The 13,145-nt window shown below is 54.0% G+C and carries 10 protein-coding genes; 2 read left to right on the top strand and 8 right to left on the bottom strand.

Annotated features, from left to right (window positions below; all coding sequences use genetic code 11):
• Positions 1-6 precede the first annotated feature (6 nt).
• On the bottom strand, positions 7-1,545 hold the full coding sequence (locus PsB1_RS11015; RefSeq protein WP_284361500.1) for an alkaline phosphatase D family protein: 1,539 nt from the start codon (positions 1,543-1,545) through the stop codon (positions 7-9).
• Between the two features lie 88 nt (positions 1,546-1,633).
• The gene (locus PsB1_RS11010) at positions 1,634-3,970 is read right to left on the bottom strand and encodes a TonB-dependent receptor plug domain-containing protein (RefSeq protein ID WP_284361497.1); all 2,337 of its coding nucleotides are present in this window, start codon (positions 3,968-3,970) and stop codon (positions 1,634-1,636) included.
• Between the two features lie 234 nt (positions 3,971-4,204).
• Between PsB1_RS11010 and PsB1_RS11005 the strand changes: the two genes are divergently transcribed.
• Complete coding sequence (locus PsB1_RS11005; RefSeq protein ID WP_284361494.1) at positions 4,205-4,975, top strand: HAD-IIA family hydrolase; 771 nt, start codon at positions 4,205-4,207, stop codon at positions 4,973-4,975.
• On the opposite strand, the gene PsB1_RS11000 is transcribed toward PsB1_RS11005, so the two are convergent.
• The 6 genes from PsB1_RS11000 to PsB1_RS10975 form a co-directional block, all read right to left on the bottom strand.
• Complete coding sequence (locus PsB1_RS11000) at positions 4,972-5,874, bottom strand: MurR/RpiR family transcriptional regulator (RefSeq protein ID WP_284361491.1); 903 nt, start codon at positions 5,872-5,874, stop codon at positions 4,972-4,974. The genes PsB1_RS11005 and PsB1_RS11000 overlap by 4 nt on opposite strands.
• 67 nt (positions 5,875-5,941) lie before the next feature.
• Positions 5,942-6,760, bottom strand: a complete 819-nt coding sequence (gene phnE / locus PsB1_RS10995) for a phosphonate ABC transporter, permease protein PhnE (protein WP_284361487.1) — start codon at positions 6,758-6,760, stop codon at positions 5,942-5,944.
• Positions 6,708-7,730 carry a phosphonate ABC transporter ATP-binding protein gene (locus PsB1_RS10990; RefSeq protein ID WP_284361484.1) on the bottom strand — a complete coding sequence of 341 codons (1,023 nt, stop codon included), beginning with the start codon at positions 7,728-7,730 and terminating at the stop codon, positions 6,708-6,710. Before PsB1_RS10990 ends, phnE begins: the two co-directional genes overlap by 53 nt.
• Complete coding sequence (locus tag PsB1_RS10985) at positions 7,727-8,653, bottom strand: phosphate/phosphite/phosphonate ABC transporter substrate-binding protein (protein ID WP_284361480.1); 927 nt, start codon at positions 8,651-8,653, stop codon at positions 7,727-7,729. Before PsB1_RS10985 ends, PsB1_RS10990 begins: the two co-directional genes overlap by 4 nt.
• 364 nt (positions 8,654-9,017) lie before the next feature.
• Positions 9,018-9,377: a hypothetical protein gene (locus PsB1_RS10980; RefSeq protein WP_284361478.1), complete on the bottom strand. Its 360-nt coding sequence runs from the start codon at positions 9,375-9,377 to the stop codon at positions 9,018-9,020.
• Between the two features lie 10 nt (positions 9,378-9,387).
• Complete coding sequence (locus PsB1_RS10975) at positions 9,388-11,250, bottom strand: hypothetical protein (protein ID WP_284361476.1); 1,863 nt, start codon at positions 11,248-11,250, stop codon at positions 9,388-9,390.
• 187 nt (positions 11,251-11,437) lie between these two features.
• Between PsB1_RS10975 and PsB1_RS10970 the strand changes: the two genes are divergently transcribed.
• Positions 11,438-13,102: a hypothetical protein gene (locus tag PsB1_RS10970; RefSeq protein ID WP_284361474.1), complete on the top strand. Its 1,665-nt coding sequence runs from the start codon at positions 11,438-11,440 to the stop codon at positions 13,100-13,102.
• Positions 13,103-13,145: the final 43 nt, after the last annotated feature.

The following is a 13,145-nucleotide window of genomic DNA, read 5'->3' as shown; positions in this document are numbered from 1 at the left end:
GGGCGATCAGAGATCGCGTGTTCGCATCTCAATTGCAGTGCTAGACTTTGATTTTGGATTGCTTGGCTGATCGACTGTTCGATAGGTCGCCGTCCAATTGTTGCGGTCAATTGTGGATCGAATGTAGCCGCGCTTGGACCCGTCGACGTAATCGACGTGGGGATTGTAAGACTTAGCGGCATCCAAAGCCCCGGCCCAAGGACAATGGGACGAAATCGAGGTCCCGCAGAAATTATGCCCGATCCGCTTTGAGCGCGGATCATAGGGCCTCTCATGGATGCGCATTGCGCTCGCGCTATGCCAGTCGCCACTCAAGACCACGGGATTAGCGATGCCATTGGCAAGGGCATCAATGATCCGCTGACGCTGCACGCCGTAACCATCCCATTGGTCCATATTCACGCGTGGAGCTTCCGGGGGTGCGTTATAGCGATAGGGTGCAAACCAAGTTTGCGAGGCCAACACATTGAATGGCGCATTGGACCGCTTCAGGGCATCAAACAGCCAAGCTTCTTGGGCTTGGCCTGTCATCGTCAAGCTCGGGTCATTCATCGCATCACACGCTGTGTCACCCGGAAACCCCTGCCCGCATGGTTGGTCGGACCGAAACTGACGCGTGTCGAGCAGATGGACTTGTGCCGGCCCAAACCGGTATAGGCCAAACATTTGCAGGCTGGCCTCAAGCCCTTGGATCATGGGCGGCTTCTCGATCGGCATATGTTCATAATAGGCCTTCAATGCCGCGATTTTTCGGACTTTGAATTCTAGTGAAGTCTGTTGGTCTGGATCTTCCGGTATGTCTCCGGCCCAGTTATTGTCGATCTCGTGATCGTCCATGGCGACAATCCACGGCGCTGCAGCATGAGCTGCCTGTAGGTCGGGATCGGTCTTATAAAGCGCGTAGCGATTTCGGTAATCCCAAAGAGATTTAGTTTCTGGGCTATTGTGAAGCCGGACGGTTTCGAACGACAATTCCTTGCCGTCAACCAAACGCGTATTCATGCCTAGCCGACCAATACCGCCCTCATAAATATAGTCGCCAACATGGATGACACAGTCTGGCGTCCAAGCGGCCATGTCTGCAAAAGCTGCAAAGTAACCGCTCTCATAAGCGTTGCAACTTGCTAAGGCGAGCTTTGCACTGGCGTCCATCGGGCTGGTTGTGCGCGTCCGCCCAATCGCGCTGGTTGCATCCCCGAACATGAATTGATAGAAAAACTCGTGCCCTGGCTGTAGGCCGTCTAACAAGACGTGAACACTGTGTGCATCCAAGTCAGAGGTTTCAAATTGCCCTTCGCGGAAGGTTTTTGTCATCTCCACGTCTAGGCAAACCTTGTAACGTACTAGCGCGCGGCCGACCGGCATGCCCCCACCTTTGAGTGGATCAGGAGCAAGACGTGTCCACAGGATAACACTATCTGGTTTCGGATTGCCGGAAGCGACTCCCAGAGTGAAGGGGTTGACGGTTGTGGCAGCAAGTACTTTTTGTGCACTTAGCAATGGCAGTGCACCTAGTGCCACGAGCGTGTTTCGACGAGTAAGCATCAATCACTCCAACAGAATTTCGACAAAGCTGGAATAGGCAAGCGAGTGGCCAGAGGCAGCACTTCTGCCTCTGGCCAATGTTGGATCTTTAGAATTTGGTCGCGTAGGTCACGTAGAAGCTGCGCGGTTTGCCTTCGAACGGATAGCCATAAAAGTAGCGATCGTCGGTGTTGGTGTATTCGCCACGGTTGAAAGCAGCACCGTAGAAGTTGTTTCCAAAACCCCAGCGCTCTGCGTAGTCTTCGTCCAAGAGGTTCACGACACGGAACATGAAGCGATGTTGCATGTTTTCACCGGCCAAATAGGTGATCGATGCATTCACCACGGTGTAATTACCAAAGTTCGTCCGGTAACGTGGTACACCCGTATCCGCCCCCTTGCCGTCAGGACCAGCGGCCTTGGTCGTCCCAGCAATCGCTGGACCGCCGGTCGACCACTCATCGCCCTGAATACGAGGCAACAGCTGAACCTTCAGGCGCTTGTCCTCGGAAGTCCAGTTGAGTGATGCGGTCGCAAACCACTCCGGGGTCTCATTGAGCTGTAGGCCGCCACGCGAACCAGAGCTAAGCGCTGAATCTTGGTTTGTATAGCCAACATTAAACGCCCATTGCTCGCCAATCTTTAGATCAACTTCAGCGGTCCAGCCTTGAATTTCATTCACGAAGTTGTTGTTGAAGAAGGTATCAACGGGGGTTTGAAGCCCAGTGATTGGGTTCGTCACAATGATTGGGCGGCCAGACGTTGTGGAAATTCGATTTGTGACTTCAGTCTTGAAACCACCAAGTTCCATAAACAAGACCGACTGGCCAAATTCGTGGGTGTAGCCAATGGCTGTATTGAAAGTCTCGGTTTCTTCGGGCAACAAATCGGGATTACCAATTGTGGTAAAGCCAGTCTCATTGACCGCCGTCGGTGGCCGGGGATTGTTGATGAACAATTCGTTGGTCTGCGGCAGGCTGTAAGACGTCCCGCCATTTGCGCGAACATAGAAATTGTCCATGAACGGATGTTTGATCCCGAATTTCCAGATGGTCTTGCTGTCAAACGCATCTGAGAAGTCCGTCCTGACGGCCAGCGAAATGCCGGTCTTTGGGCTAAATGGCAGCGTAGGATGGACGTCAACAAAGACACCGGTTGTGGCGGTATCATTGTTGGGGACCGCAAAGCGGGCATCGGAGTCATCTTTATAACTGACATATTGAACGCCACCGACAACTTCGAGGTACTCGTTAAACTTATAGGTCGCGCGGACCGTTCCACCAATCTCAACAAAGCCGCTCTTGAATTGGTTTGTTGTCCCAAAGCCATGCGCGAACGCAGGCTCAACAGCACCAGTCCAAGCACCACGGGGAACAGTACGTGTTCCGACCCCTGCTGCGGTAGCTTGGTTTGCGATCGGACAGCCAGCGGCAATACGGCACACAACAGGGTAAAGCTCTGCGTTCCAAAGCAAGGGGTTTGAGTAATAGGCTGAAGCTTCTATCAACAGCTTGTCGCCTGCTTTGTGGGTCAGCGATGCGTCGATGATTGGGTAGCGCAGCGTATTTGGCGAATAAGACTCGCCAGATGGAAATGCATCTTGGAACCAGCTCTCGGTATAGATCGCATTTGCGCGGAATTCCGTGCTCTCATTGATTTTCCAAAGATACTTGACCCCGATGTTGTTCTTGTTCAGCGGATATTCTTGAATACCGCCAGACAAAGCAACGTTATCCGTGAACAGGTTCGGATCATAAATGCGCGGACCATCTGTCGCCAATAAGGAACCATATACCATCAAGGAATGATTGCCTTCAGCATCGATTGGGAAGCTATAATTGCCCCAGAGCTCACGCGTGTTGAAAGCGCCATAGGAAACACCAAAGTCACCTTTAACGGTGCCATCAGGCTTTTTGGTCACGACGTTAACGACACCAATTCCACCATTGGAACCGAAATAAAGACTGTTGCCGCCGCGGAAAACTTCGATGTTCTCAACGATATGATTGTCGATTGTGGTTGCGCCCCAAATGTTTTCGAGAACAGGTCCGCGATCATATAGAGGTACACCATCCAGCGTGACCAAAGTATCGCGGTCGCCGCCGCCGTCGAGACGAATAGTGTATTCGCCTTCATCGGGTGAGTAGCCTACGTTGACGCCTTTCACCAAAAATTGCACGGCTTCGGCGAAATTGATTGCGCCACTTTGCTCAATAGTCGCTCCGGAGATAACTTGCACGTCGGTGCCATAAATCGCGAGCTCTTGGGCGACATTGGTTGCTGGGGCGCGGTTGCGTTCAGCGGTGACGACAACCGTTTCGGTTGTGGGCTTCGGCGTATCAGAGGCTGTATTCACCTGCGCGAGAGCCATGCTCGGCAGTGCAGTCGACGCCAGCAGAACTGCCAACAAGCGTCCGTGAGCCTTGAAAACTGATTGATGCATCATTTGATCCCCTCTAATAACTGAGATATTCTCAGTTCATGCACAAGTTCGCGTTGGCCGAGATCGTAACGATCTTAGCCCCAAGACAAGCGTTTTCAGTCTTTAGAGCTATAACCTATGCAGAAAGCGTGACGCTTGCACGAATTTTTTGTGAAAGGTTAATGAATATATTTCATTTCAAAACAGAACATGCTTGAACATAAGTCCACAAAGCGTTGATGGTGATGGAGAGCGAGTTTGAGCCAATTGATAGTAACAGCGGCCGGGATAGCCGACCGCAATCAAGCACGCACAATCCTTGACGGTGGCAGCGGAATTTTGCTGGACTGGGACGGGTGTGTTTCAATTGGCGATGTTCCCCACGCCGACGGCCTAAAGTTTCTCTCTCGGTTTCAAGAGCGAATAGCCATTGTGTCCAATAGCTCGACGATCAGACCGCGCGATATCCATCGCATCCTCGCACAAGCAGGCGTCACCTTTCCGATCGACCGTATCATCTTAGCCGGTCATCAGGCCTTGGTTCGTGCCGCAGAATTAAAGCGACCTACTATTGTCTTTGGAAGTCTGCCCATGAAAGCCTTGGCACGAGATCTGGGTGTGGTCCAGGTGAAGTGCGACCCAGAAATAATTGTTCTGTTGCGCGACACACGATTTAGTTATGAGAGCCTTCATCTGGGCGTAAATGCTTTGCTTAATGGCGCCCATTTGATTGTTTCAAATCCGGATCTGACCCATCCTGGCCATGCTGGTTTAGTTATACCCGAAACCGGTGCGCTACTAGCCGCTTTTCAAGCTTGTGTCCCTGAACAGGCCTTCAAGATGGAAGTGATTGGCAAGCCAAGTGCTAAGCTGTTCGAGCAGGCGTGCTTGGCCTTAGGCATTGATACCAACCAAGCCGTTATGATTGGTGACAACCCGCAAACTGACATTATTGGCGCAAAGCGGCTCGATATAGCATCGATCTTGGTTAGACCAGGCTCCAGTCTGAGATTGGCTGATTTGTGTTAGAATCGCTTCAGTGACAGGACGTCAAATGTTTCGCGCAAGGTTTGGATCGAGCGCTCATAATCCGCCAGCGCTAGCGCCGCGATCAATGTGTCGATCACACAGAGTTGGGCGATCCGGCTTGTCATGGCCTCGGTCCGGAACAGCGTCTCGCAGGCCATTGTAAAGAGCGTCACATCGGCGAACGCCTGTATCGGGGACCTTCCGAAATTCGTCAGAACCACGGTTTTTGCTCCGGCCTCCTTGGCGAGTTGAGTTGCCACCACCGTTTCGCGCGTCGAGCCAGTATGAGAGATGGTCAAGACAGCTACGTCGGGCGTCGTGCGCGAGGCACTTATCGCTTGCACATGGCTATCTGTAACCGCCTTCGCATCCAGACCAATTCGGAGCATGCGATAATGAGCGTCCTCTGCGATGGGTGCCGAAGAACCAATTCCGTAAATCTCAATTCGCTTGGCCGAGCGCATCAATTGGACAGCAGCTGCGATCGACTTTGGCTCTAAGGCAGACTTGGAATCGCGCAAGGCTTGGATGCCGCCATGGAAAACCTTTCGGCAAACCGTCTCGATATCATCGCTGCGTTCAAGGTCTTCGTGAATATATTGAACGGGCTGCACCACCGCTTGGGCCAGAGATAACTTGAGTTGTTGGAAGCCCGACAGGCCCAAGTTCTGGCAAAAGTTGACAACACTTCCTTGGCTAGCACCAGTGGTTTCGGACAATTCCGTAACGGACATTGCCATAACCCTTTGGGGTTGGGCCAAAATGAAGTTGGCAATCGTCTTGGACATCGGGCCCATCGTCTTATAGCTCAAGCGAATGCGCGCGATGATATTCTCTACCAGCGCCTGATCTTGGTTACGCCCCCGCCCTTTCATGACAGTCTCGGTCGTTTCAGTCATGGATCACCTCAAACAAGTGAGAGATTTATCAAATGTCAACTCACGTCGTGCCACGATTGAATAAATCTCACAATAGTTTTCGGCGTAATTTGGCTGACAGATGGTCGATAAGGAGCACCATAAGAAAGATGGCAATTAAAATGGTTGCCACATGCCCATAAGCATAAAGATCGAACCGTCCCTTTAGTTCCTGACCTATGCCACCTGCCCCCACCAGGCCAATAACCGTGGCCATGCGGATATTTCGATCTAAGATATACAGCGTATAGGCCGTGAATTGCGGCATGACTTGGGGCAGCACAGCATAACGCGCAAGCTTCAATCGATTGGCACCCAGTGCCCGCAAGGCCTCCTGCGGCTTTGGGTCTGCATTCTCGCTATCGTCGGCAAAAAACTTGCCGAGAAAGCCAGCACCATGGAGACCTAATGCGATCACCCCCGCAATCGGCCCAAAACCATAGGCAACGACTAGGAACAAAGCGCTGACCAATTCGGGTACAGCGCGAAAGAAGCTGACAAAAGTACGCGCAGCCGCGACAACGATCCCATCACCCATGAGGTTCCGTGCGCCGAAGAAGCCGAGCGGGATAGAAATCAGCAAGGACAGAATTGTTCCCCACAAGGCGATTTGAAGCGTTTCGATCAACTTTCCCAGAACCGTAACAACATAGCCATAAGGCACCACAAGCTCGGAAGCGGATTGGGTGGTCTTAACATACTTACCGGTGGAAGGATCAAGCGACTGGGTAGTACTCTTTCGATGTTCAACCCGACTAAAAGGCGGCAAGCGATCGGCTCGAAAATGCTCGATCTGGGCAATTGGGGTGCGCGTCTCAAGCTGTAGAGGCCATAGAGACCGGGCTATCTGCCCAAATCCATTGGCCACTTGCGAGTCGCCCTTGCCGGTAACGCCGACCCCGATTGCTTGCCCGGTTAAAGCCAATGCGCGATCCATCTGTGTTGCTTTGCCAGACCAAGCAAGCACCAATATGGCGAGCAAGGCCCAAATTAGAAGCTTTCCAGTCAACAATGGCCGAAACACCCAAGAACTGGCTTTGGCCGGATTGGTCTGCATCATGATGGGATGGCCTTGTCATGTTCGAGTGCCTTAGAGCCTTAGATTTGCGCCACTTTTTCCTCAGCCAGATCCTGAGGCGCACCATAAATACAACCCGGCCTTGATCGAGGGCGATGATGCGATCCGCGAAAGCCTTGGCGAGGTCCACTTGATGAAGACTGCACAATACCGTGGCCCCTACTGTCGCAGCTTGCCGGGCGATCAATGACAATATCTCGTGGCTTAACTTAGGGTCTAAACTGGCAATAGGCTCATCGGCCAGTATCAAAGGCGGCGATAACATGAACGCCCGCGCGATCCCGACACGCTGTTGTTGGCCGCCGGATAGTTCAGACACACGCCGATTCAACTGGCTGGGTTCCAAGCCAGCACTTTGCAATAAGGACGCGACCCGCTCTTGGAGCTTCCGTGGAAACCAACCCAGAATCGCGCGCCAAGTAGATGTTTCTGGCAGGGCACCAGCCAGAACATTGTTGGCAACAGTATCGCGATTTACTAAGCCAAAGTGCTGATGGACCGTGCCAATTCCGCGTCGTAAGTCCTTGAGGGTAGTAGGAAGAACTTCCACATCATTGATATAGATGTGGCCATCACTGGGTGTTTCGAGGCCGTTGATACAGCGTAATAGGGTGGACTTGCCTGAGCCAGACGGCCCCAACAACACGCAAAACGTCCCAGCTTCTATGTTCAAGCTGACCGAACTTAATGCCTGTGTGCCGTCTGGAAACGCTTTTGACAGATTGTTAAAAGTTACCCGAGCACCCCTGCCTAACCTCACGGCTTTGACGCCTTGTGCATGACCGCGGTTTTGAGTTCTGGCGTAACTTGTTCCATCATGTCAGACATGGGTTTGAAGTGATCTGCGCTGAACGCCGTGTCATAGCGGTCAACTCGCTTCCCGCCATATCCAACCAGCATGTCAGGCGTGACACCCGGCGCGGTAGCAAGGCCATCGAAAGCGGCCTTCAGCTTGGCCTTGAGCGCGGGGGCCAGCGACGACCGCATCACGATCGGTGGATTGGGCAAAGCCATGCTGCGGGCGATGAGATGGACCTTTGTCGGATCGACAGCGCCTTGATTAACTGCCTTATCGAATGAGACGAGTGACAAGGCCGCAACATCAACTTGGCCTTGGTTAAGCGCTGCGATTGCATTCGCATGACTTCCAACGAGCTTAATGCCAGCAAGGTCTTGGACGGGATCAATCTTTGCCTGAATTAGCATGGCTACTGGGATGATAAAGGAAGATGCCGAATTAATGTCGCCAAACGCAACATTCTTCCCCTTCACATCAGCAAGGGATCTTAGGCTTATGCTACTTCGTCCAAACAAACCGGCATAATATTCTGACTTGCCATTTTCGACCCCAACCGCGAGCAAGTCCGCGCAACCGCGCTGGTGAGCTTGAATATAGGCGGCAGGACCCACGAAAGCGATGTCTGCAGATCCGCTGCACAAGGCTTCAACCACAGCATTATAAGACTGGCCCACACGCAATTCAAATTTGAGCTTACTTGTTTGGCTGAGCGCATCAAAGACGGGCTTAAAGTCAGCTTTAGTGCCATCTTCTGTGCCACCATCCGCCGGAATGAGGATGACTTGTAACGCTTGGGTGGAGGCATCCTTCGCGGCTTGTTCATCAGATTGCTGCGAACACGCAGCCAAGGCCAACAAACTGATCGTCAGATAGAGCCACTTCATTTCCCGCCCCCCAAGCCTACAGGGGACGATAGGCCAGCCGCGTGACACTATAATGAATATTTATCAACCAGAACTGGTTTTGGCTTAGAATTTATTCAACGAGACCCTTGAGTGGGATCTTGACCGTAACGTGCCCCACGGTTTCGGTCCACGGTAAACTAGTGTTTTCCAGTTATCGACCCTGTGCTAGGTCAACAGTCATCCAGCCCTTACAAATCAAGCGCGAACTCCTTTGCAAGTTTGATCTGATCAAATTGCGGCAGGCTTTCCCGTTCATGAATGTCCGCTTCCAAGCAACCTCCAACCCGCCCCAAATGGCAACCCTTGGCGCAAAGCGGACCTAAAGCGACCGATGATCGCCGCCTCACCCCCGCACCCCACGCGCGACCTCATCAAGAAACGCATCAAACAGCGCCTCGGCCTGATCATCGTCATCCTCGCGCTCGAGAGGTCCTGCATAGGTGAACCAGATGCGGACGAACGCGAGGAGGGTTTCGCGAAGGATGGCCATGTCCCGCCCCCTCGCGAGATCGCGCTGATCAAGCCGATCAAGGCGGGCCTTGATCGTATCAGCGATGGCGTCAGCGCGGTCATGGATGAGGACGCGCTTAAGGGCATCGTTGGCGGCGCGTGAGAGGGTGAGACCGCGCAACTTGGCCTCGTGATCAAGGGCGCGGGCTGTGGTGTCATCGAGGTGGAGGGTGAGTTGCTTGCGCGTGGTCATGGCTGCGCCTTCAGATCAATCGGGGTTGGGAGGACGAGGTGCCATTGGTGCGCTTAGCCAGCGCGCGCTTGAGACGCGCCGTCCCCGAGGTGAGATCATCCTTGGTCACAAGCGGCTTGAACTTTGGCCTATCAGGTGGCGCGTCCTTGCTAACAGGGACAGGCACTATCTCCTGTCGCTTTGTCACCTTCTGCTTGGGTATCTTCACTACTACTTGCTTGGGCAGACATGCTCCTAGCGGATAGGAGACCGCAGCCTCACTCCAAGGCTCTGGCCGTTGAATTTTGTCCGTCGGCGTATAAGCTGCCATGCGAACCATGGAGGGGTCCGCCGGATGCAAGCGAACCGGCAGACGCCCAGCCTCAGCAATGAGGATTTCACCGGGCCGAACATGCCTTACTCCTTCGCTTGAGATTGCGCGATTATCGACCACTTCAATGAAGCTCATATAGTCTGGCTCCGTCATGATGACGGTGTCGAAGACCGAGCACATGGGCTCTTGGAGACCAAGCTTGAAGGCAGCTCTTATTTCTCTGGTTGATCTTGCGTGTACGAGGAAGGAGACCCCGCTGCGCTTGAGGTCGGCGTGTACCGCTTTGATCATCCGAGAGAGCTCATCTGGCATGTCAGGCTCAAGGGCGACCAGTACGGGCCGATTGCCAGAAGTCAGAGCTTCGCGGAACAAGATGCGGAGCTGCGTGATCGCATGCATGAGCGGCAGGCTGACAGGATCAAAGTCATCACGAGCATTCTTAGCTCTCATCTCGATGGAGAGAACGCGAGGGCCATACTCACAGATGTTGGCCAGTGTCGGCAGAGGTGCCCAGCCCAGATAATAGCTCCATCCCTTCTGGGTCGCCCACAAGCGCTTTGGTATCATGGCCAAGTCCTCAGCCACCTGCTCCTGCGTTTGTGCCCAATAGTCGAGAAGGCCAGACACCTGATCATAGGCCTCTGGCTTCAAGATCTCTGTCGCTTCAAGCCAGCCGTGCAAACGCGCATAAAGCTGATCAGGACTGGGAAGCTTTTCCATCACCCCTGCAAAGGTTCGATCAGCAGGGCGAAGCGTCTCAAGGCCGTGAACTAGAAGGGCCGTAGCCAGGACACGTTGACGCTCATTGAAGCCACACGGCGAGAGCATCGCCCACACATCTCCCCACGCAAGGACCCCTGTGCGGACTTGCCGCAAGGGATCGAGTGGGAAGTTGGCGATAGCCCCTTCAGCCACACGCAAAATCTCCCGGTCATCAATCAACTCGCCAAAGAGACGGTCCTTACCAAAGCGCAGGATTGCCCCGTCAAAGCTTTTAAGTGCTGCTTGGAACGCTCCAGTGGCCTCAGGCCCCGAGCCAAGGATCAGTATGTCCGTAGACGGAGGAAGCCTGACAAGGTCTGGCACACTTTGCCAAGGCAAGCCCTTCGCATGGCCCACAATGACCCCTGATGACCCAGCCTGGTCGAGCAAGTGTCCGCCATAAGCAAAGCGGTCACCCTTGGCAGGCCGCCTGGGCAGAAGTCCTGCGTAGAGAAGGGCCAGCCCTATACCCGGCAGTGTCAGGATCACGCCGCATAGGCGCATCAACCAGAGCCAACCTCCGGTACGGCCATCCGGTGTAAAGACATAGGCGATGCCCGCCCAAGGTGCCCGAAACTCTATGCCCAGAAGGTTCAGCCACACTGGCCCCAATTCCTCATGCGGAACTCTTCCCGGCCAAGCTGCAAAAAGTGTGAGGAACTCAAGCCAGACGAGCATCACAGCGCCCGATTTGAGCAACCAGACAAGTTTTTTACCCCAGTCTGAATTGTCGCCATGTAGAAATTGCAGCCAGAAACTTCTACTCGCAGATTGTAATGTAGTATATTTCTTTGTCATAGCTTGTATCCATTAGTATTTATGATCTAGTAAAGCACGAATATTTGAGCACAGTAAGATAAAGAGCAAGTTTTCACTTGCTCAAGGGCCTGTATGTGCTATGTTTTATGGAAGTTGTTGGCGAGGCGTCGCAAGTCGTTGGTAAGTCACATGGCGTGACAACGCATGGTCATTCAGGAGCCCAAGCATGGCAGAGCGTGGATCTGAGGCGTTGAGCATCCGCCTTGCTGTTGGGCGACGCGGGGACGCTCGGTCTGGGGCCTTGGGTGCCCGCTTGAGTAAGGCGATTGGTGGGGCAAGGCTTGGGACGGGTGGTTCTTTTCGGGGTGGTAGTGTTAGTGGTGCTCGAGGTGGGTTTAGCTCGGACAGACGCCAACGCGTTATAATCAAGGTATCCTTCTCGGCTCATCGCGCGGGTAGTGCGAAGCTTGCCGCCCATGCTGCTTATCTTGGTCGTGATGGAGCAGCTCGAGACGATGAGCAGGGACAGTTCTATGACGCTTATCGGGACAAGGTTGAGGGCCTGTCACGCGAGCTAGATGACTGGACCCAGGAAGACCCACGCCACTTTCGGATTATGATTGCGCCAGAGAGTGCTTCACGCATGGAAGATCTTCAGGAATATGTTCGCGATGTGATAGGGCAAATGGAAAGCGACCTTGGTGTTGGGACAGAATGGGTCGCTATCAATCATTGGAACACGGATAATCCCCATGCCCATGTCATCTTGCGGGGAAGAACCCGTGAAGGTCATGAGTTACGTATCCCCCGCGATTATCTCTCTCATGGTCTTCGCCATCAGGCACGGGAACGCGCAACGGCAGAACTCGGAGAGCGCTCGATCTTCGATGAGCGTATGGCCCTTGATCGCGATATCCATGCCAAGGGGTTCAGTCGGCTAGATAAGGCCCTTGCGGCAGAGCTTGATGGACGGAGAGAAGTTCGGCTCCAAGACCTAGGCGGGCGAGATCCCGATCAAGCAATCTGGGGCAATGCGCTTCGCGCTCGTGCGCGCGAGCTGGAAGCACGCGGCCTTGCCACAGAAGTGCGCCGCAATGTGATGGCCTTCAAGGGCGGCTGGACAGAGACGTTAGCCGAGAAGTCACGGGTTGATATCACCAAGACGCGCAGTACGACCAAGCTTCATGAACGGGGTGAAGAACTGGTTGGTGAGGTTGTCGGCTTTGAGAGGCGAGCAAGCGGCAACAGCGTCCTGATCCTTGATACCGGCAGCAAGACCAAGACCATGGTCAACACCAAGTCGCCCTTGGTCGATCATCTTCAGAAGGGATCATGGGTACATGTGGATGAGGCGGGCCATCTCTCGCGCCTCTCCTATCACTCACTCGAAGATCAACTCGGGGCAACAGCCTTTACCGCGCTAGACCGCGAGCTTGACCGTATCGGTCATGGCGAGGAGCGTTTCTTTACCGGTGATGCCCGTATCGATCAGGCGCTCGCCTCACGGGCGCAAGACCATGTTCGTGCAGGGCTTGGGGCTTGCGGTCAGGACGGGGTCTTCTCGTTCCATGACGGGGCTAAAGACGTGCTTCAAGGGGCAGAGATTAATGCCCTCAGCGAAACCCTCGCCGAACAAGGGCGGGGCACCCTCACCTCACCCAGTCACACTGTCTATGACGGCTGGCGGGTTGGCTCGTTCGAAGAGCTCCACGCGGGCCGCGTCGCCCTCCTCGAACGGGCCTCTGGCATGGGCAATCAAGTCGTCATGGTCCCGACACCCATCGAGAGCGCGATCAATATCGGCGACAATGTCAGCCTTAGCAGCCTTGGGCGCGGTGGGGCCGTGCAGGTGGTGCAGGACCTTAGCCTTGGGTATGGGTTGGGAAGGTAGAGGGTCTGCTTTGCGCTAAGGCTGCTCGATTGGGCGTAATTGA

The sequence above is a fragment of the Candidatus Phycosocius spiralis genome (genome assembly GCF_030158815.1).
Taxonomy (GTDB): Bacteria; Pseudomonadota; Alphaproteobacteria; order Caulobacterales; family Aquidulcibacteraceae; genus Aquidulcibacter; species Aquidulcibacter spiralis.
The sequence above is the reverse complement of the archived record's forward strand: the minus strand, read 5'-3'. Positions and strand labels throughout refer to the sequence as shown.

What these genes read in the sequence shown, in the direction of transcription:
- PsB1_RS10985 (WP_284361480.1), bottom strand. Translation starts at nt 8,653, where the DNA reads ATGAAGTGGCTCTATCTGACGATCAGTTTGTTGGCCTTGGCTGCGTGT.
- PsB1_RS11000 (WP_284361491.1), bottom strand. Translation starts at nt 5,874, where the DNA reads ATGACTGAAACGACCGAGACTGTCATGAAAGGGCGGGGGCGTAACCAA.
- PsB1_RS10970 (WP_284361474.1), top strand. Translation starts at nt 11,438, where the DNA reads ATGGCAGAGCGTGGATCTGAGGCGTTGAGCATCCGCCTTGCTGTTGGG.
- PsB1_RS10975 (WP_284361476.1), bottom strand. Translation starts at nt 11,250, where the DNA reads ATGACAAAGAAATATACTACATTACAATCTGCGAGTAGAAGTTTCTGG.
- PsB1_RS11015 (WP_284361500.1), bottom strand. Translation starts at nt 1,545, where the DNA reads ATGCTTACTCGTCGAAACACGCTCGTGGCACTAGGTGCACTGCCATTG.
- PsB1_RS11010 (WP_284361497.1), bottom strand. Translation starts at nt 3,970, where the DNA reads ATGATGCATCAATCAGTTTTCAAGGCTCACGGACGCTTGTTGGCAGTT.
- PsB1_RS10980 (WP_284361478.1), bottom strand. Translation starts at nt 9,377, where the DNA reads ATGACCACGCGCAAGCAACTCACCCTCCACCTCGATGACACCACAGCC.